Consider the following 19,458-nt stretch of genomic DNA (forward strand, 5'->3'; position numbering starts at 1 on the left):
CCCGAATGCCACGGCGTCTCCAGCGATCCTGCCGGAGACGCCGCTCTTTCCAGAGAGCCATATGCCGAATATTGACGCCATTGCCCATCGCGCTGCTTCTGCGACGCCACCCGGCGTTGCCAGGACCGTGCGTGGATTATCCGACCGGTCGATCGCCTGGCTGTTCGTTGCACCAACGATGCTGCTGCTGCTGGCAATCAACATCTTCCCCTTGATCTGGACGGTCTATCTTTCTTTTACCAACTTCGCGTCGAACCGGCCGAACCGGCCGGTGGTGAATGTCGGCCTGAAATGGTATCGCGACATTCTGAATTCGCCGGAAATCTGGGCGGCAATGCAGGCAACGGCCCACTTCGTCTTCTGGACAATCCTGTTCCAGACCTTGATCGGTTTCGCATTGGCCTATCTGATCGACCGCAAATTCCGCGGCCACGCTTTCTGGACGACCATCATTCTCATTCCGATGATGCTGTCGCCGGCGGTGGTCGGGAATTTCTGGAAGTTCCTGTATCAGCCGCAGATCGGCCTGTTCAATTATATCGTCTCCTTCTTTACCGGCGTCCCACCCTCATCCTTCGAAATGCTGGGGTCGGTCACCTTGGCGCCATGGGCGATCGTCATCGTCGATACCTGGATGTGGACGCCTTATGTGATGCTGATCTGTCTTGCGGGTCTGCGTTCGATCCCGGACTACATTCTGGAAGCGGCGGAAGTCGACCGCGCGTCGCGCTGGCAGCAATTCTGGTCGATCACCCTGCCGATGGCGCTTCCCTTCATCATGCTGGCGGTCCTGTTCCGCGGCATCGAGAACTTCAAGATGTTCGACATGGTCATGCTGCTCACCGGCGGCGGCCCCGGTTCGACAACCGAGCTGGCATCGATTGCCCTGAAGCGCCAGGCCTTTGAGGCCTATCGGACGGGATACTCATCGGCCTTCGCCATCATCCTCTTCGTCGTCGTCTTCGGTCTCGCCAATGTCTATGTGAAGGCACTCAACAAGGTGAAGCAGAGATGAGCGGCGCGTCAAACACAGCCCATTCCGTCGTCGAGCCTTCGTCCAACTCGAAACGGGTCGCCGGCTTCTTCGTGGTTTTATATGCGCTCGTATCGATGGTGCCGCTTGCCTGGATATTTGCGACCGGCTGGAAGACGCCGCCTGACTCGATATCCTATCCGCCCAAGGTCGTGTTCGATCCTTCGCTGGAGGGATACTGCAACCTTTTCACGACCCGCACGCGGCAAACGGACGAGTATATCGAGGCGCTGGGTCCGCCCCAGGGCGCCTGCGACGAGGTGACGAGGCGCCGCGAAATGGTTATCGCCGGTTCGTCGAATTATGTTCCGCGCTTCGTGAATTCGCTGATTATCGCGTTCGGGTCGACTTTCCTGGCTGTCTCGCTGGGCGTCTTCTCGGCTTATGCCTTCTCGCGCTTCAAGATTCCGCTGGCCGACGATCTGCTGTTCTTCATCCTTTCCACCCGCATGATGCCGCCCATCGCGGTGGCGATCCCGATCTATCTGATGTACCGCCAGCTCGGCCTATCGGACTCCGCCCTGGGCATGATCCTGCTCTATACGGCAGTGAATGTGTCGCTGGCCGTCTGGCTGCTGAAGGGCTTCATCGACGAGATCCCGCGCGAATATGAGGAGGCGGCGATGATCGACGGATATACGCGCCTTCACGCCTTCTTCAAGGTAGTGCTCCCGCAGGCCGCGACCGGCATCGCCGCGACCGCCATCTTCTGCATGATTTTCGCCTGGAACGAATATGCCTTTGCCGTCCTGCTGACTTCCGGCGAGGCGCAGACCGCGCCGCCCTTCATCCCGACGATCATCGGCGAGGGCGGCATGGACTGGCCCGCGGTCGGCGCCGGGACAACCTTGTTCCTGATCCCTATAGTGTTCTTCACGGTCCTGCTGCGCAAGCATCTGCTGCGTGGCATCACCTTCGGCGCGGTGCGCAAATGAGCATGGAGCCATTCACCGACGATCGGCGACGGCCACAGCGGAACTGGCCAAGCTGGGCTAGGCGCGGCCTCATGGAGAATGTCGCCATCGCACTCATATTGTTCGGTGTCTTCATGCTGGTGCAGCCTTTCTCGATAGACCTCTATGGCTGGTCGTTCGTCACCGTGCTTGCGGGTGTCGTGATGTTCATCGTCGTCAGCAAGTTTCCGGAGTAGGCCATGGCTGAGATCCGGGTTGAAAACCTCCACAAGAGCTTTGGCGATTTCGCCGCTGTGAAGAACTCGAACTTTACGGTGGAGGACGGCGAGTTCTTCGTGCTGCTGGGCCCGTCGGGCTGCGGCAAGACAACGACCTTGCGTATGATCGCGGGGCTGGAGTTGCCGACATCGGGGCGTATCATGCTGGGCGGCAGCGACGTGACCTTCAAGCGGGCGGCGGAGCGCGATATCGCATTCGTCTTCCAGCTGTTTGCGCTTTATCCGCATATGAATGTGCGGCAGAACATCGGCTTTTCGTTGAAATGCCAAGGTTTCTCGAAAGCTGAAATTCGGCGCCGCGTCGATGAAGCGGGGCGTATCCTGCGCATTGAGCATATTTTGGATAAATCCGTTTCGGGCCTGTCCAGCGGCGACCGGCAGCGTGTCGCTCTGGGGCGTGCCATCGTGCGCGAGCCGATGTGTTTCCTGATGGATGAGCCCCTGGGTGCCCTCGATTCGGAATTCCGCCATGTGATGTGCGGCGAGCTGCGCGGACTGCACAATCGCCTGAAGGCGACGACGGTCTATGTGACGCATGACCAGCTGGAAGCGATGTCCATGGCGGACAAGATCGCCGTCATGAGCGGGGGCCTGATCGAGCAGTTCGGCGCGCCGCAGGAAATCTACCAGCGGCCGGTCAGCATGTTCGTGGCCGATTTCATCGGCTCGCCGCCGATGAACTTCCTGCGTTTCCATGGCGGTCTCGCCCGCGGATCGGCTGAAGCGCGTCTGGGTGATACTGTGGTGCCGATGCCGTCAGTGCACGAGGATGTGGCGCCATCGTTCCTGGTGCTGGGTGTAAGGCCGGAGCATATTCGCTTCGACGATGCGTCGCCGCTACGCGGTGCCGTCTATGGTGCCGAATATCTCGGTACGACCCAGATCGTCACGGTGGATACTGAATTCGGTCAAGTCAAGGCACGGACCAATTCCCATATCAATGTGGTGCCTGGCGCGCATGTCGGGCTGCGCTTCAATCCGGATCGCTTGTCCCTATTCAGGGGAGAGGGTGGCCGCGCCGTCAACACCGCCTTGTTCGATGGTGGCGCCCATGGCTGAGATCCATCTTGAGAAGGTGACGAAGAAGTTCGGTGACGTGACGGCGGTCGATGCCATCGACCTCACAGTGCGCGATGGCGAGTTCGTTGTGCTGCTGGGACCGACCGGTGCCGGCAAGACGACGACCTTGCGCCTGATCGCCGGGCTCGAAAAGCCGGATGCGGGCCGTGTGATGATCAACGGGCGGGACGCGGCGCGACTGTCGCCAGCCGAGCGCGACGTGGCCTTCGTCTTCCAGCAATACTCACTCTATCCGCATCTCAGCGTCTTCGAGAACCTCGCTTTCCCGCTTCGATCGCCGGCGCGGCGGCTGGACGAGGCGGCGATCAGATCGACGGTCGAACGTGTGGCGAAGCTGCTGCGGATCGAAAAGAAGCTGCAGAACCGTGCCACGAGGCTTTCCGGCGGCGAGATGCAGCGCGTCGCGATCGGGCGCGCGCTGGTGCGGTCGCCCTCGATCTATCTGATGGACGAGCCGCTATCGTCGCTCGATGCCAAGCTACGTTCGGACATGCGACTGGAACTGCAGCATATCCAACGCGATCTGGGTGCCACCATGCTCTATGTCACCCATGACCAGATCGAGGCGATGACCATGGCGACACGGATCGGCGTACTCGATCACGGGCGCCTGGTGCAGGTCGGGACACCGCGCGAGATCTATGAGGCGCCGCGCAACATTTATGTGGCCACGCGCCTCGGTATGCCGTCGATCAATCTGTTGCCGGCGGCTGCCTTTGCCGATCAGCCGATGCCGACGGGTACCGCCACCATCGGCGCGCGGACCGAACATGTCGTGGTCGGGCGGGCGGCACAAAGCCGCAGCAATCCGGCCAGGGTTGACTGGATCGAACATCTCGGCGATCAGAACCATCTCCATCTCAGCCTGGGTGAACATAAGCTGGTGACCCTGGTGGATCCGGATATGGCCCTTTCGGTGGGCGATGCGGTCGATCTCAGCCTCAGAGGCGCCCTGTTCTTCGGTGCCGATGGCGAGCGCATCGCGGCTTAGGAGGGGAATGTCGAACGTCATGCGCATGGGTCGTGGAAAATGAAACAGGACGCCGAACTTCGCCAAGCCCTGCTGGCAGCCATCGTCAAGGTAATCGAGGAACATGCGGATGAGCTGACCTCGCTGGACCAGGCCATTGGCGATGGCGATCATGGCATCAACATGAAGCGTGGTTTCGAGGCGGTGGCGGCGGATGCCGCAACGCTGACCGTCAAACCCTGGCCCGACTTCCTGAAGGGCGTCGGCATGACGCTGGTGATGAAGGTGGGCGGTGCTTCCGGACCACTCTTCGGAACGCTCTTCATGACGCTGGGCAAGGAGTTGCCGCCGGAGCCGACGGCCGTGGATTTGGTCAAGGCATTCCGTGCTGCCATCGCGGCGGTGCAGAGCCGGGGCAAGGCGGAAGCGGGGCATAAGACGATGCTCGATGTGCTGATACCGGTGGCGGAGCAGCTTGAGGGCGGCAATCTGGAGCTGGATGCCCTGAGCGCCAAGGCGCATGCGGCGAGCGAGGCGACCAAGCCGCTCAAAGCCATTCGCGGACGTGCGTCCTTTCTGGGCGACAGGTCAATCGGCCATATGGATCCGGGCGCGCGCTCCTCGGCGCTGATGATCGGTGCGGTGGCAAATGTATTGAAGGAAGTGGCATGAACAGGGTTGGCATCGTCATCGTTTCCCATTCGCCCAAGGTTGCCGAAGGGGCCGCCGACATGGTGCGCCAGATGGTCGGCAACGAGGTGCCGCTGGCTTGGTGCGGCGGCGATCCGGCGGGCAATCTCGGCACCTCGGTGGAGCGCATTCTGGAAGCTATCGACAAGGCCTGGTCTGAGGCCGGAGTCGCCATCCTGGTCGATCTGGGGGGAGCCGAAACGAATTCCGAAATGGCAGTCGAAATGCTGCCGGAGGACAGGCAGGGCCGGGTCGTGGTGTGTAACGCGCCCATCGTCGAGGGGGCGGTTATCGCGGCGACCGAGGCGTCCGGCGGGTCTTCTCTGGACATCGTCCGGCGGACCGCCGAAGAACTGTCACCGCAATGATGTCAGGCATTCGAGTCGCGGATGAAACCAGGTGAGCATGACTGAAAGCACGATCAAGGCGATGATCGAGATCACCAATCCGAGCGGGCTGCATGCGCGGCCCGCGGTGAAGATGACCAAGCTCGCCAAGACCTTTGCCGCCAAGGTGCAGCTCGCCTTCGATATGTCGGGGCCCTGGATCGATGCCAAGAGCGTTGTCAAGGTGATGGCGCTGAAGGCGCCTAAGGGGGCGGTGCTGCATTTCGTTGCCAATGGGACCGACGCGCCGGAAGCGATTGCGGCTTTGTCAGACCTGGTGCGTCGTGATTTCGATGAAAATCATGAAGGTGAGGCCGCGGGCGCGGCCGTTGGACAGCATGGCGGCCAGGGGCATGGCGGCTGAAAACTGGCATAGCGGGCGCCCGGCATCGCCTGGCTTGGCTGCAGGGCCGCTTTTCGTTTATCGCCCGGCGGCCATGCGGCGCGCATCCGCCGGCACGCCGGAGCAGGAAGCGGGTCGACTGCGTCAGGCAATCGCCCACGCGATCAGCGAAATTGAAAAGCTGCAGCAGCGGGCGAGCGAGGACGCCGCCGAGATACTGGAATTCCAGATTGCCATGCTGGGGGACGAGGCCTTGGCGGAATCCGCCTTTACCGCGATTCCCGGCGGTGTTTCTGCCGATGCCGCCTGGACAAAGGCACTCGACGAGCAGATCGCGGAATATGCAGCGGCGGATGATGAGTATTTCCGGGCGCGGGCCAGCGATCTGGCCGATATCCGCGACCGGGTGCTCGACGGGCTGCTCGGTGCTGCCGCCGAATTGCCGCCAGCCGGTGCAATTTTCCTCGCTGAAGACATGCCGCCGTCGCGGTTCCTGTCCTGCGATTGGTCGGCCGGCGGTGGCGTAGCTCTCACCGGCGGCAGCCCCAGCAGCCATGTTGCCATGCTGGCCCGGGCGCGCGGCGTGCCGATGGTGGTGGGGCTCAACATCGATCTGGATAGCATTCAGGCCCACAAGGCTGCCTTGCTGGACGGCGAAGCCGGCCGTCTCAATCTGGCACCGAGCGATGAGGCATCTCTCGACTTCCGTCGGCAGGTCGAGCGCGCAGCCCAAGAGGCTGCGCAATGGACCGAATATCTGTCGCAATCCGCCGTGACCGCCGATGGCGAGCGTGTGTTGACCCAGCTAAATGTCGCAGCACCCGCCGAGCTCGATGCGCTGGACCCGGCAATCTGCGACGGCATCGGCCTGGTGCGTACCGAGTTCCTGTTCTACGATCAACCGCGCCTGCCCGACGAGGAGCAGCAATTCGCGGTCTATCGCCGGATCGTTACCTGGGCGGCGGGTCGCCCAGTTACCATACGCACGCTCGATGCCGGTGGCGACAAGCCAATCGTGGGCCTGTCGATGGCGACCGAATCGAATCCGTTCCTGGGCCTGCGCGGTATCCGGTTGTCGCTGGCCAACCCGGAAGTGTTTCGCGTTCAGCTGCGCGCGCTGGCACGCGCGGCGTGTTTCGGGCCGCTGAAGATCATGCTGCCGATGGTGACCGTGCCAGCGGAAATCGAGGCGGCGCGGGCCTTGCTGGTCGGCGAAGTAGCTGATCTGGAACGCGTGGGCATTCCATGCCGCTTGCCGGCACTCGGCATCATGGTCGAAGTGCCGGCTGCGGCCCTGGCGATCAACCGCTATGACGCGGCATTCTTCTCCATCGGTTCCAATGACTTGACGCAATATGTAACCGCGGCGGCACGGGATATTGCGTCGGTTGCCAACCTAAACGACACAGCCAATCCTGCGGTGCTGATGCTGATCGAACATGTCGCGCGCTTCGGACGTGAAGCGGATCTCGATGTCAGCCTGTGTGGCGATGCCGGGGGAGATCCGAAGCTCCTGCCCTTGCTGCTGGCCGCCGGTGTGCGCAATGTCTCGATGCCGCCCATGCTGTTGGCACGGGCCAAGGCGGTCATCGCCGGATGGTCGCGCCCATGAATGCTGAAACGGAAGGCTCCGGCACCGAGGCCACGGCGATGGCCGAGTATAAGGGCATACTGCAACGCCTGCTCGACAACCGTCCGTCGGGCACGCGCCAGCGCCTGGCGCACGCTTTGGGCAAGAACCGCAGTTTCATCACGCAGATTACCAATCCAAGCTATGCCGTGCCGATCCCGGCGCCGCATATAGAGACGATTTTCGAGATCGCCCATTTCCCGCCCCAGGAACGGCAGGCATTCCTCGATGCCTATGACCGCGCCCATCCGGGGCGGCTGCAGCGCGCGCAGTCGGGCCGCCGTATCCGTACCGCCACCCTGCACGTGCCGGATCTGGGCAATGAGGAACGCAACCAGCGCCTCGACCATATGCTGAGCGAACTTGCCGTGCAGATCGCAAAGATCGTCGAAGGCGGCCAATAAGAATCTGGGGAGATGTGAGCATGAAGAAGCTGATCAATGGGATCGAAACGGTGCTGGCGGAGACGCTCGATGGATTTGCCGCGGCCCATGCCGACATTGTCGAGCTTGGTGACGAACGCAAGTTCATCCGTCGCCGCAGCCAGAGGAAGGGCAAGGTCGGACTGATCTCCGGCGGCGGGTCTGGGCATGAACCGCTGCATGGCGGCTTCGTCGGACACGGCATGTTGGATGCGGCCTGCCCGGGCCAGGTCTTTACCTCGCCGACGCCGGACCAGATGCTGGCGGCGGCGCAGGCGGTAGATACGGGCGCCGGCATCCTTTTCATCGTGAAGAACTATGAAGGCGACGTGATGAACTTCGCCATGGCGGCCGAGATGGCCGGCGACGCGATCGGCAGCCCGGTTGCGACAATCATCACCGATGACGATGTGGCTGTTGAAACCTCGACTTATTCGACCGGCCGGCGTGGCGTTGCCGGAACGCTGATCGTCGAGCGCCTGGTGGGTGCGGCGGCAGAGCAGGGGCGGGATCTCAACGCGCTGCAGGCATACGGCCAGAGCGTCAATGCGCGCACCCGGTCGATGGGGGTGGCGCTCACGAGCTGCACAGTGCCGGCTGCGGGCAAGCCAACCTTCACCCTGGCCGAAGACGAGATGGAGATGGGTGTCGGCATTCACGGCGAACCGGGACGCCGCCGTGTGAGGCTTGCCTCGGCCGATGCGATCGCTGCCGAAATGCTGGGTGCCATTACCGGCGATCTGGCACCCAAGTCGGGCCAGCAGGCGATCCTGCTGGTCAACGGCTTCGGTGGCACGCCGTCGATGGAGCTCTACCTGATGTGCAATGCCGCCCGAAAGATTCTGGCTGGGCAGAAGGTGCTGGTCGCGCGCTGCCTCGTCGGGCCCTATGTGACGTCGCTGGAAATGGCAGGCTGTTCCCTGACCTTGTCACTGGTCGAGGATTCAGATATCGGCCTTTGGGATTCACCGCTGCATACGGCGGCTCTGCGCTGGGCCATGTGATATTCAGCGATACTGCCGAGGCAGGGTGGCGATCGCGCGCGAGGCGGTTCTGATGCCGGCGGCGACGGCATCGGCGAAGCCGGTGCCGTTCGCGACTTCAGCGAGATAGGCGGCATCGAATACGTCGCCGGCGCCGATCGTGTCGATCGGCGTGACGCTGGGTGCCTTTATGTCGATCTGGGCGTCCCGATAGCGGCCGACAGCGCCATCGCTGCCGCATTTTATGACGATATAGGCATCTTCGCCGACAAGGCCGGATAGGGCGGAGAGGGCGTCCAGTGTCGAATTCGTCGCGGTGACGGCCTTCGCCTCGACATCATTGAGCAGAACGTGCCGGCAGCGTTTCAGCCAGCCACGGGTCCTGGCGATGGTTTCCGCGGTCCATCCGCCGATCGGCCAGCCGGTATCGAGCGCGACATCGACCCGGTATTCCCGCAGCCAGGCGAAGAGGTTGTCATACTCGTCCGTCAGGGCATCGGTGAGATAGGAGCCGACCACCAGCACGATGCCGCCTTCGATGGCGGATGCATCGAGAGCGCCGCGGACCTGCGCCAGGGTGAGCGACGGCATATGTCCGGCGATCGTGAAGAAGGTACGCTCGCCATCTGGATGGGTGACCCCGACCGAGAATGTGGTGGCGGTCGGGGTCACCGGCCATTTGGCACTGTGCGCCTTGAAGGCCTCGCGCAGCCAGCGGCCGAAATGGTCGTCGCCGGTGTTGGCCGCGATCTGATACGGATGCCGGAGCGCATCCCAGGTCAGCCCGACATTGCCGGCCGCACCGCCGATGCGAATCTCGCCATGGTCGACAAGCGCCTCCGTACCCGGTTGCGGCCAGGGAACTGCCGGGCCGATGATGATATCAACGTTGACATTGCCGATCACGGCAAGCGGGCGCGAGGTCATTCTATTCCTCGCGCGTGATCTTGCCGCTGCGCAGCGGTGTGCCGACATTGTCGACCCGGGCATCGGCCAGTTCGATGATGAGAGACTGGGCGGGCGGCAGCAGCGCCAGGGCGGCGGCGACATCGGCAGCCCTGCGGACCAGGATCTGAATCGCGCCGGACGGCGCCGGACTGCCGCTGGCATCAAGCAGGATGGTCGGCGAGCCGGCGGCAATACACTGCGCGGCGATATTGTCCACCAGCGTCGCGGTCGCCGCGTCCGACTTGATCAGCACGACGCCGACATCCTTCCCCAGTATCTCAAGCGGACCGTGACGGAATTGCCCGCCTTCGAGCGCCAACGCGGGCAGGCGACCCAGTTCCATCGCGCCCAGGGCGGCGGCTTCCGCAAGGCCGCGCATGGCCCGGCCCGAAAAAACCAGGGCGTTGCAGGAAAGGAGTGCCGCCAAGGCGGCCGAGAGATCCGGTGTCTCCGGCGCTGCGAGTACCGACAAAGCGGGTGCCGGATCGCTACCGAGGTCCGCCAGAACGCGTTGATGCAAGGCGAGGCTGATCAATAAGCTCCGCGTGGCAGCGAAAGCACGCTCCGTCCCGCCGCGTCCGATAAGAGATGGGCAGGACTGTGCCAGTGTCGAGCCGCCTTCGAGGGTGAGGCCGAACACGTCACGGTGGTCCTTCAGACTTCCAAACAGCCGATGCACTTCGATGGATTCGCCCGATTGGGATGTAACGATCACGACACTGCCGCTTATATCGAGGGGCGCATACAGCTGCTCGGAAAGAGGCAGCGAGACGGCCTCGATGCCAAGCCTGCGATAGCTGATCTCGACCATGCGGTTGACCGCATGCGAAGCGCCCATGCCGAGGAGAAGGAGGCGCCGCCGGTTACGCAAGGCGGTGGCGATCGACGCGGCAACCTGGCCATTGCCATGGTAGGAATCCAGGGCGTCCCGATGCTGGCGCGCCATCTCGGCACGCAAGGCCAATAGTCCTGGTCCGGGGGTACGCATATTCATGGTCATCCTTTCACACCGCCGGCTGTCAGGCCGGAAACAAGGGATTTCTGCAGGAAGAAGCCGATCAGCACGGGCGGTAGCGAGGCCATGACACCGGCCGTGGCGATGAGCCCGTAATCGGCCACCCGCCCACCGGCCAGATCCGCGATGAAGACGGGTAGAGTCTTCGAATCCTTGGCCGTGAAGAGCAAGGCGTAGAAGAACTCGTCCCACGCGAGCAGGAAGGCGAACAGGCCCGCCGTCGTCAGGGCCGGTGCCGCCAGGGGCAAGGTGATGCGCCGCAGAATCTGGTCAAGCCGCGCGCCGTCGATCATGGCAGCCAGTTCGATTTCTGTCGGCACATGGTCGAAATTGCTCTTCAACAGCCAAGTGGTGAAGGGCGCCAGGATGCTGAGATAGACGATTGCCAGGCTGAAGACGGAATTGAGGGCACCCAGCGCGCTCAGCGCGAAATAGATCGGTACGACCAGGGCGACGGGTGGCAGCATATAGGTGGCGACGACAAGATAAAGCGGTGGGTTCAACTTCCCTTGCGCGCGGGAAACCGACCACGCAGCCGGAATTGCCACCAGAAGCGCGCCGAGCGCTGCGATACCGGCCACGAGAAGACTGTTGCGCAGGGCAGAGAGAAAGGCGAAACCGACGCTGTTCTCCGCCAAGGAGAGGATCTCGCGATAGCGATGCAGGTCCAGCGAACGCGGCAGCCAGCGCAAGGGAATGGTGGTGAGGTCATTCGTCTGGCTGATGCTCATGATGAGCAACCACGCTATCGGCGCCAGAATGAACGCGGCGAGAACCAAGGCGCTGCCGTAGACGAGGAGGCTGAAGGCGAGACTGCGGCGCTCCAACATGTCAGCGGAACTCCCCCTGCCGGCGCAGCAGCATCACATAACCGGCAATGAGCAGCGAGCTGACCAGAACCATGAGCAGGGCGATCGAGGCACCGATGCCGGCTTTCTGGAATGAAAAGGCCTGCTCGTAGACCAGCATGCTGACCGTCTTGGTGCTGTTGGCTGGGCCACCGCGCGTCATCACCCAGATGATGTCGAAGACCTTGAAGGCTTCGATGGTGCGCAGGACGATAGCGACGGTAAGGGGGCCGATGAGATAGGGCAGAATGACGGCGCGGAAGCGCGCGACGGCACCGGCACCGTCCACGACCGCCGCCGCATGTAATTCGCGCGGAACGGATTGAAGGGCGGCCAGTGCGATCAAGGTTACCAGCGGGAAGTTCTTCCAGACATCGGCCAGGCAGACGGACAAGAGCGCCGATCCAGGCTCGCCCAGCCAGGAGCGGTAGGAATCGATCATGCCCGTCTGGGTGAGAAGGGCGTTGAACGCACCGAAATCCGGGTTGTAGATCAGGCGCCACATGGTGGCATTGACCACGGTCGGCAGGGCCCATGGTAGAATGAGCAGTGCACGCAGAAGGTTGCGGCCGACGAATTTCTGGTCGAGCAGCAGGGCCGTGCCAAGACCGATGACGAATTCCGCCGTCACCGATATCAGGACGAACCGGATCGTGATCCAGACGACATTGTAGAAGGCGCCGCTGCCGAGGACTCGCGCGAAATTGTCGGTGCCGATCCAGTTGACGTCGCCGCCGATGAGTTTTGCATCGGTGAAACTGACGCCGACCGTCTTGGTCAGCGGCCAGCCGATGATGAAGGTCATGACGGCGAGGAGCGGCGCCAGCAACAGCCAGCTCCGCAGCATCGTCGATCGTCCGGTCAACATATTCGTTTAAGTCCTGAGGCGGCGACCGGATGTTCGGTCCGGCCGCGCCGTGTCTTAGAGACCGCCGCCGGCGCTGTCCGCCGCTGCCTTCAAAGCATCTTCCGGGGTCGACTGCTTGAGCAGTGCCGCATGGACCGCCTGTTGCAGCTGGGTAGACAGCTGCTGATAGGTCGGCGTGGTCGGGCGCGGGAACATGACGCCGAGCGAAGTCTCGGCGGCTGCCACCAGGGCTTCCTGACCGGCCGTCACGGCCGGCTGGCTGTAGGAATCCGCCCAGATCGGCAGGCTGAGCTTGGCGAACTTTTCCTGCTCCGCCTTGGAGGTCATGAAGACGATGTATTTCCACGCATCGTCCGGATGCTGGCTGGTGCTGGTAACGCCCAGCCCCATCGAGCCGTTGACGGCGGAAGCTTTGCTCTTGCCCTCGACACCCGGTGCCGGAACCACGCCGACCTTGCCGACGATCTTCGATTCCTTGGGATCGTTGGCCATGTTGAACATGTAGGTCCAGTTGAGGGCGAAAGCGGCCTCGCCGCTGGAGAAGACACGGCGCACATCCTCCTCGAGATATTCTTTCGAGTTCGGATTGGTCAGGCCCTGTTCCAGCGAATCCGTCATGTATTTCAACGCATCGACGCCGCCGCCGCTCTGGAAGGCGGGCTTGCCATCGGCGTCCAGGAAGGATCCGCCAAAGGCTGCGACAAGGGTGGTATAGTCGCAGATCGCCGCCTCGGCCTGTGCCCAACTCCAGACGATGGGATATTCCGCGAGTTTCTTGTCCTTGATGACCTTCGCCTGCTCGAGCAATTCGGCCCAGGTCTTGGGCGGCGCCGCTATGCCGGCCTTCTCCAGGATATCTGTGTTATAGAAAAGATATTTGGTGTCGAGAATCCATGGCATGCCGTAGCGCTTGCCCTGGTATTCGACCGTGGTCCAGGCGCCGGGCAGGACGCCGTCCTTCATTTCCGTGGTGATCTTGTCGGTAACGTCGACCAGCACCTTGTTCTCGGCGAATTCCGCCGGCCAGATGACGTCGAACAGGACCACGTCGTAGCCGCTGCCCGCACCTTGCGCGAGTGTCGTTTTGTCGTGCAGCCCCTCATAGGGGACGAATTCCAGGTTGATCTTGACGCCCGGGTTGGCGGCTTCGAAGTCGGCCGTCATCGCGCGGACATTGTCTTCGCTATAGGCCGCCTGCGCCATGAACAGCGCATTCAGCGTCGTATCGGCCAGTGCGCCGAAACCGAATGACTGCGCGCCGGCCAGAATACCGCCGCCGACGATCGCCTGCACCAGCCGTGAGCGATACGATTTGGACATGAATACCTCCCTAAGATGCGTGCCGGATGGCAGCAGCGTTTCACGCTCCCTTGATGCCGCCTTCCATCTTCGCTTGCGTGGAAGGTCGGCACCGTCGATAATAAATCAAATTGGTTGACTTAATAAGTCTCAGGTAAAAGCGCGGTCGTGTCAATGGAGTTGGGCGCGCGGGAAGTTGGGGAACGTGAAATCCAAGCGAACCATTGTCGCTACCGCCGGCACCAATCTGGGCGGCGCCAGCGCCCATAACCGGCGCGTGGTCTTCGATGCGCTGCGCCTCAATGGCGCCCTCTCGCGCGCGGATATCGCCCGGGCGACGCAGCTGACGCCGCAAACGGTCAGCAACATCATCGATCAATTTGCCCAGGACGGCTTGGTTGCGGCCGACGAGCCGTTACGTGGCGCGCGCGGGCAGCCGGCGACGCCATATCGCATCCTGCCGGGTGGCGCCTGGTCGATAGGCGTCGAGATCGACCGTCACCGGGTGCTGGGCGTCGGGGTCGACCTTGCCGGTACCACGCTCAGCCGCCGCCATTGCCGGCTGCTCTCCGGCGGACCGCAAATGGGGCTGCCGGTCGTGCTCGACCTCATTGCCGATATCGAGCGCGACCTGAAGGATGTGGCCAAAAACCGAAAGAGCAGGGCGGTTCCACTGCTGGGCCTGGGGATAGCGATGCCGGGACCGTTCGGGACCGGCAATGACACCGTGCCGGCCGACCCGTTGCTCGATCCCTGGGTCATGCGCGAATGGCACAGCTTTCCGCTGATGGAGAAGCTCAGCGACGCTACCGGCCTGGAGGCGCGGCTGCAGAACGATGCCAGCGCGGCGGCCATCGCCGAGAAGATGTATGGCGTCGCCCGGGGTCTCGACAATTTCGTCTATCTGTTCCTGGGTTACGGCTTGGGGGCCGGCATCGTCATCCAGGGCGAGATCTATGCCGGCATGGCCGGGAATGCCGGCGAAATAGGGCAGCTGCCGGCCTCTGCGCTGGGCGCGTCATCGCCGCCACGCTCACTTGAGGAATATGTATCGATCCTGTCGCTGTGCCGAGCCACGGGACTGGACGCGGCAAGCGGGGACCTCTTCGAGGAGATGCAGCGACTTTGCGGCGAAGGCGACCGCAAGCTGCAGAAATGGGCGCAACAGGCCGGCCAGCATCTGCGTCAGGCCGTACAGATCGTCGAGGCTTTGTTCGACCCGCAGACGGTGGTGCTGGGCGGGCAGGTGCCGGGACCGCTGCTGGCCGAAATCGCGCGGCATATCGATCCGCTTTTGCCGTCGGTCTCGGCGCGGCACGATCGCAGCCGCGCGAGGTTGACCTTGGGCAGCGCGGACATGTGGGCGGTGGCCCAAGGCGCCGCCATGGAACCGATCGCCCGGACCTTCGATCCTCAGTTCCGGGCGATCTTCAAATCCATCGAGTGAGTAGCGTCGAAGCTACTGCTTCAGCGCTTTCACTTCTTCCCACAGCTTGATGTATTTCTGGTTCCGCGCCGTCTCGACCGGCTCGAACAGGATGCCGTTGTTGAGATGCTGCACCGGATCGGTGATGCCGAGGGCGGCGACCTGCGCCGGATCGGCGATCTCAAAGGCTTTCCGATTGCTGTGGCCGTAGCCATAGGCCTCGATCATGTATTTGCCGGATTCGGGCGACAGCCAGGCGTCGAGGAAGTCGTAGGCGGCAGCTTCGTCGGCCTTGCCCGTGTTTAGCAGCGTCATGCCGCACAGCCAGGTGAAGATGCCTTCCTTGGGCTGGGCATATTTGACCGGCACGCCCTGTTCCTTGAGGCTTTTCACCGTCTCGTTCCAGGCATAGGCCGCGACGATTTCGCCCGAGGCCAGGGCCTGGTTGATTTCGGTATTGTCCTTCCACAGGAAGCGGCTGTTCTTGACGATCTTTTCCAGCAGCGGCCGGGTCGCTTCCAGTTCGGCGTCCGACATTTCGAAGATCTTCTTCTTGTCGTAGCCCAGCAGCAGGCCGACGATTTCCGCCGCGGCTTCGGTGTCCGACATGGACAGCTTTCCCTCATAGCGGTCGTCGGTGAAGATCGCCCAGGATTCGTTGGCGGCGTAGTCGGGTTCAACCAGATCGGTGCGGTAGGCGATACCGGAATTGCCCCAGTCGCAGGGGATCATGACGACATTGTCGCCGACGACCACGCCAACCCCGGTTTTGAGCGGATCGAACACATCGTTCCAATGGCTGAGACGCCCGGTATCGATCGGCTTGGTGAGGCCGGCTTCGACGAAATAGCCGACCGAATAGGTGCAGGGATGAACGGCATCGGCGTTGAAGCCGGAACGCACTTTCTGCAATGCCTCGTCTTCGTTGGCGAAGATCGAGAAGGCCGGCGGTGCACCGTACTTGTCGACAAAGGATTTGAAGAAGTCCGGCTGATCGTAGCCGCTCCATTCCATGACGACGAGTTGCTCGGCGGCGCGCGCGGTTGGGCAGCATCATCATGCCGACGCCGAAAGCAGCTGCCGAGCGCATGACGTCGCGACGCGACACGCGGCCCTGCGCCATGCGGTCAATGAATTTTACGCGGTTCATTCCCATAGCCCCCTATCCATTTAAGTCGTTTTGAATTTGTTGGATGGTTCAGACCGGGGAATTTGACGACCAGCTATATACGGCTGTCAACGCTCTTTGCTGCATGCCGGCATCGGGCCCGCGAGCCCGATCGGCAATGCATGAGCTGAGGTCGCGCATTCATGAATTGTCATCCGCTTGACAGTGGCGTCGCCGGCAATTGAAACTTCGCTCAAGGCATGGCGCATCAAGACTATGCCAAAGGGATGGTGGCGTGATTGGGAATTTCGCGAAATGAGTGACTCTGCCGAAAGCAGAATTGTCACTGGTGTCGCGCGCAGCAATTCTGCTAACAGCACGATTCTGCAGCGCTATCCGTGGCTGCGCGGCTATCTGCTGATGTCACCGACGTTGCTCACCATGCTGGCGATGCTGGTGGCTCCCATAATCGCATTGGTCGTACGCAGCTTCTGGACTCAGAATGTCTTCCAGATCGATACGACCCTTACCTGGCGCAATTACGCCGAGATTTTCGGGCTGGGCGACAAGATCACCTACTGGATGGGAATTCCCTTTCCCTTCGCCAATCCGGTCTATGTCATCCTGTTGGTCAAATCGATCCTGATGTCGCTGGCGGTGACCGTCTTCGTCATGCTGCTCGCCTATCCGATGGCTTATTTCATGGCTTTCCGGGTGCGTCGCCACAAGATTCTGTGGCTCATTCTCATTACCGTGCCGATCTGGACCAGCTATCTGCTGCGCGTCTTCGCCTGGAAAATCATGCTGGGCTTCAACGGTGTCATCAATTCCGGCCTCATCAAGCTCGGCCTCATCGACAAGCCGCTCGATTTCTTGCTCTACAGTCCAACGGCGGTGATGTTAACCCTGGCACATGCCTGGGTTGCCTTCGCCATCCTGCCGATCTATGTGAGCCTGGAGAAGATCGACCGATCGCTGCTGGAAGCGGCGACCGATCTTGGCGACAGACCCTGGGAGAGGTTCTGGCATATCACCCTGCCGCTGTCGGCGCCGGGCAGCATCGCCACCGCCCTGATGGTCTTCATTCCGACGGTCGGCGACTATGTGACGCCGACCCTGGTGGGCGGCTCCGGCGGCAGCATGATCGGTAACAGCATCCAGATCCTGTTCGGCCGCCAGAACGACGCGCCACTGGGCTCGGCCGTCTCCGTCGTGATGATGGCGCTTATCACCGGCATCGTCTGCCTCTTCCTCTGGGCGGTCGGCTACCGCAAGATCCGCGCGCGCGAGGCGATCTGAGCATGCGCAAACGCATCGATTTCCTGCCGCTCTACGCGATCCTCTTTCTGGTGTTTCTCTACGGTCCGGTGCTGCTGCTGCCGCTTTTCTCGTTCAATGACGCGACCTATGCCGTCTTTCCGTTGAAAGGCTTCACGCTGAAAGCCTATCAGCAGATGGTCCACGACCCGTCGCTGATCAGCTCGCTGAAGAACAGCCTGACGGTGGCGATCGGTGTCTCCATCGTCAGCACGACTTTCGGCCTGCTCGCGGCCATGGGTGTCACGCGCTACAGGATGCCGGGACGAGGACCGGTGATGGGCGGCATCATGCTACCTTTGGTCGTTCCCAGCATCATCCTCTCCGTGGCGCTGCTGGTCATAGCACGCCAGGTCTTCGACATACCGCTCACCTTGTGGACGGTGGGAGCGGGTCATGTGCTGCTCTGCGTGCCGTTCTCGATGATGGTGCTGATGGCGCGCCTGGAGGGCTTCGACAAGAGTCTCGAGGAAGCCTCAAGCGATCTTGGCGAGACCGGCTGGATGACCTTCTGGCGCGTGACCTTTCCGCTGGCGCTTCCCGGTGTCGTTTCCAGCCTGCTCATGTCCTTCACCATTTCGCTCGACGAATATGTGATGGCCTTCTTCCTCTCCGGCCTCGATCAGACCTTGCCGATCTTCCTTTATGGCCAGCTGCGCTTCCCGCAACGCCTGCCGATGACGCTGGCGCTGGGCAGTACCATCCTGGTCGTCTCGACGATCATTGTCGTTTTCTCGGAAGTCCTGCGCCGTCGCGGCGTCCCCACCACCAAGCCAAGCGGATTGTGAGATCATGCCCGAAGCCGATACCATCATCTCGCTCGACAATGTTTCCCGGCATTTCGGGCCGGTCCGCGCGGTGGACAATGTCAGCTTCGAGATCAAGCGCGGCGAGTTCTTTTCGCTGCTGGGGCCGTCTGGCTGCGGAAAGACCACATTGCTGCGCATGCTGGCGGGCTTCGAGGTGCCGACCGCCGGCGCGATCCTGATCGACGGCCAGGATGTTTCGACCGTGCCGCCCTATGCGCGGCCGACCAATATGGTGTTCCAGAATTACGCCATCTTCCCGCACCTCAATGTCGGGCAGAACATCGCCTACGGTTTGCGCAAGAAAGGCCTCTCCAAGGCGGACATGAGCCGTGTCGTCGAGGAGGCGCTCGACCTCATCAAGATGCCGGGCTATGGCGCGCGCGCCAGCCACCAGCTGTCCGGCGGCCAGCGGCAGCGCGTTGCGCTGGCGCGGGCGCTCGTCTGCAAGCCGAAGGTGCTGCTGCTCGACGAACCGCTGGGTGCGCTGGACAAGAAGCTGCGCGAGGAGATGCAGATCGAGTTGCGGCAGATCCAGCGTTCGGTAGGCGTTACCTTCGTTTTTGTGACGCATGACCAGGAGGAGGCGCTGGCCCTGTCCGACCGTATCGCGGTGATGTCGGGCGGCAAGGCGCTGCAGATCGACAGCGCCAATCGGCTCTACGAGGCGCCGAGCTGCCGCGAGGTGGCGGCCTTCATCGGGTCCATGAACTTCTTTCCAGGCATGGTCAGGTCGGTTGCCGCCGGGATCGCCAGTGTCGATGCCGGCGCGCTTGGCAATCTGGCTGTGTCCGTGAATGGTTCGACACCTGCGATCGGATCCAGCGTTACCGTCGCTGTACGGCCGGAAAAAATGCGTCTTGCCTGGGCGCAGCCGGCCAGGGCCGGAAACGCAGTCTCGGGTAGGGTGGCGGCCGAGGCCTATTTCGGCGACCGCAGCCATTATCATGTGGCGATCGACGGGATGAAGGAGCCTGTCGCCGTCGCGCACCAGAAGGCCGACCGTCGTCTCGATGATTCAGATTCGATCGGTCGCCCGGTCTGGCTGAGCTGGGCGGAGAGCGCTGGCGTCCTGCTCAGCGATTAAGGCCGCG

Annotated in this window: 21 protein-coding genes; 15 read left to right on the forward strand and 6 right to left on the reverse strand. The window is 62.3% G+C overall.

What is annotated here, in order from left to right; genetic code table 11:
- Nucleotides 1–61: 61 nt before the first annotated feature.
- Genes ACE3TY_RS02665 through dhaK form a run of 11 tightly spaced genes read left to right on the forward strand, consistent with a single transcriptional unit; the run spans nt 62 to nt 8,750 of the window.
- On the forward strand, nt 62–1,015 hold the full coding sequence (locus ACE3TY_RS02665) for a carbohydrate ABC transporter permease (RefSeq protein WP_374650629.1): 954 nt from the start codon (nt 62–64) through the stop codon (nt 1,013–1,015).
- Nucleotides 1,012–1,968, forward strand: coding sequence for a carbohydrate ABC transporter permease (locus tag ACE3TY_RS02670; protein ID WP_374650631.1), 957 nt, complete (start codon nt 1,012–1,014; stop codon nt 1,966–1,968). Before ACE3TY_RS02665 ends, ACE3TY_RS02670 begins: the two co-directional genes overlap by 4 nt.
- Nucleotides 1,965–2,183 (forward strand): hypothetical protein, encoded by a 219-nt coding sequence (locus ACE3TY_RS02675; RefSeq protein WP_374650633.1) that lies wholly within the window; start codon nt 1,965–1,967, stop codon nt 2,181–2,183. The genes ACE3TY_RS02670 and ACE3TY_RS02675 overlap by 4 nt, the downstream gene beginning before the upstream one ends.
- A gap of 3 nt (nt 2,184–2,186) precedes the next feature.
- A complete protein-coding gene (locus ACE3TY_RS02680) occupies nt 2,187–3,284 on the forward strand; it encodes an ABC transporter ATP-binding protein (RefSeq protein ID WP_374650635.1) in 1,098 nt (365 codons plus the stop codon).
- The gene (locus tag ACE3TY_RS02685; RefSeq protein WP_374650637.1) at nt 3,277–4,296 is read left to right on the forward strand and encodes an ABC transporter ATP-binding protein; all 1,020 of its coding nucleotides are present in this window, start codon (nt 3,277–3,279) and stop codon (nt 4,294–4,296) included. Before ACE3TY_RS02680 ends, ACE3TY_RS02685 begins: the two co-directional genes overlap by 8 nt.
- A 39-nt stretch (nt 4,297–4,335) precedes the next feature.
- Nucleotides 4,336–4,947: a dihydroxyacetone kinase subunit DhaL gene (dhaL, locus tag ACE3TY_RS02690; RefSeq protein ID WP_374650639.1), complete on the forward strand. Its 612-nt coding sequence runs from the start codon at nt 4,336–4,338 to the stop codon at nt 4,945–4,947.
- Nucleotides 4,944–5,333 (forward strand): dihydroxyacetone kinase phosphoryl donor subunit DhaM, encoded by a 390-nt coding sequence (gene dhaM, locus ACE3TY_RS02695; RefSeq protein ID WP_374650641.1) that lies wholly within the window; start codon nt 4,944–4,946, stop codon nt 5,331–5,333. The genes dhaL and dhaM overlap by 4 nt, the downstream gene beginning before the upstream one ends.
- A 37-nt stretch (nt 5,334–5,370) precedes the next feature.
- Nucleotides 5,371–5,715: an HPr family phosphocarrier protein gene (locus tag ACE3TY_RS02700; protein WP_374650974.1), complete on the forward strand. Its 345-nt coding sequence runs from the start codon at nt 5,371–5,373 to the stop codon at nt 5,713–5,715.
- The gene (gene ptsP / locus ACE3TY_RS02705; RefSeq protein ID WP_374650975.1) at nt 5,705–7,306 is read left to right on the forward strand and encodes a phosphoenolpyruvate--protein phosphotransferase; all 1,602 of its coding nucleotides are present in this window, start codon (nt 5,705–5,707) and stop codon (nt 7,304–7,306) included. The genes ACE3TY_RS02700 and ptsP overlap by 11 nt, the downstream gene beginning before the upstream one ends.
- Entirely contained in the window at nt 7,303–7,728 is a 426-nt protein-coding gene (locus tag ACE3TY_RS02710) for a hypothetical protein (RefSeq protein ID WP_374650643.1), read from the forward strand. Before ptsP ends, ACE3TY_RS02710 begins: the two co-directional genes overlap by 4 nt.
- Nucleotides 7,729–7,748: 20 nt before the next feature.
- A complete protein-coding gene (gene dhaK, locus ACE3TY_RS02715; RefSeq protein ID WP_374650645.1) occupies nt 7,749–8,750 on the forward strand; it encodes a dihydroxyacetone kinase subunit DhaK in 1,002 nt (333 codons plus the stop codon).
- 3 nt (nt 8,751–8,753) lie between these two features.
- Here the strand turns inward: dhaK and ACE3TY_RS02720 are convergent, their stop codons facing one another.
- From ACE3TY_RS02720 to ACE3TY_RS02740, 5 genes are all read right to left on the reverse strand, one after another.
- Nucleotides 8,754–9,656, reverse strand: a complete 903-nt coding sequence (locus ACE3TY_RS02720; protein ID WP_374650647.1) for a carbohydrate kinase family protein — start codon at nt 9,654–9,656, stop codon at nt 8,754–8,756.
- A gap of 1 nt (nt 9,657) precedes the next feature.
- On the reverse strand, nt 9,658–10,671 hold the full coding sequence (locus tag ACE3TY_RS02725; protein WP_374650649.1) for an SIS domain-containing protein: 1,014 nt from the start codon (nt 10,669–10,671) through the stop codon (nt 9,658–9,660).
- A gap of 2 nt (nt 10,672–10,673) precedes the next feature.
- The gene (locus ACE3TY_RS02730) at nt 10,674–11,522 is read right to left on the reverse strand and encodes a carbohydrate ABC transporter permease (protein WP_374650651.1); all 849 of its coding nucleotides are present in this window, start codon (nt 11,520–11,522) and stop codon (nt 10,674–10,676) included.
- A gap of 1 nt (nt 11,523) precedes the next feature.
- On the reverse strand, nt 11,524–12,387 hold the full coding sequence (locus tag ACE3TY_RS02735; RefSeq protein ID WP_374650653.1) for a carbohydrate ABC transporter permease: 864 nt from the start codon (nt 12,385–12,387) through the stop codon (nt 11,524–11,526).
- A gap of 75 nt (nt 12,388–12,462) precedes the next feature.
- The gene (locus ACE3TY_RS02740; RefSeq protein ID WP_374650655.1) at nt 12,463–13,728 is read right to left on the reverse strand and encodes an extracellular solute-binding protein; all 1,266 of its coding nucleotides are present in this window, start codon (nt 13,726–13,728) and stop codon (nt 12,463–12,465) included.
- A gap of 184 nt (nt 13,729–13,912) precedes the next feature.
- Between ACE3TY_RS02740 and ACE3TY_RS02745 the strand changes: the two genes are divergently transcribed.
- Nucleotides 13,913–15,154 carry an ROK family protein gene (locus ACE3TY_RS02745; protein WP_374650657.1) on the forward strand — a complete coding sequence of 414 codons (1,242 nt, stop codon included), beginning with the start codon at nt 13,913–13,915 and terminating at the stop codon, nt 15,152–15,154.
- A 12-nt stretch (nt 15,155–15,166) separates the two neighbouring features.
- Here ACE3TY_RS02745 and ACE3TY_RS02750 read toward each other — a convergent pair whose 3' ends face one another.
- Nucleotides 15,167–16,147, reverse strand: a complete 981-nt coding sequence (locus ACE3TY_RS02750) for a PotD/PotF family extracellular solute-binding protein (protein ID WP_374650659.1) — start codon at nt 16,145–16,147, stop codon at nt 15,167–15,169.
- 409 nt (nt 16,148–16,556) lie between these two features.
- Here ACE3TY_RS02750 and ACE3TY_RS02755 point away from each other — a divergent pair, with 409 nt between their 5' ends.
- Genes ACE3TY_RS02755 through ACE3TY_RS02765 form a run of 3 tightly spaced genes read left to right on the forward strand, consistent with a single transcriptional unit; the run spans nt 16,557 to nt 19,451 of the window.
- Entirely contained in the window at nt 16,557–17,540 is a 984-nt protein-coding gene (locus ACE3TY_RS02755) for an ABC transporter permease (protein WP_374650661.1), read from the forward strand.
- A gap of 2 nt (nt 17,541–17,542) precedes the next feature.
- Nucleotides 17,543–18,346 carry an ABC transporter permease gene (locus tag ACE3TY_RS02760; RefSeq protein WP_374650663.1) on the forward strand — a complete coding sequence of 268 codons (804 nt, stop codon included), beginning with the start codon at nt 17,543–17,545 and terminating at the stop codon, nt 18,344–18,346.
- A 4-nt stretch (nt 18,347–18,350) separates the two neighbouring features.
- Entirely contained in the window at nt 18,351–19,451 is a 1,101-nt protein-coding gene (locus ACE3TY_RS02765) for an ABC transporter ATP-binding protein (RefSeq protein ID WP_374650665.1), read from the forward strand.
- Nucleotides 19,452–19,458 lie beyond the last annotated feature (7 nt).

It is taken from the genome of Dongia sp. (assembly GCF_041918875.1).
GTDB lineage: Bacteria > Pseudomonadota > Alphaproteobacteria > Dongiales > Dongiaceae > Dongia.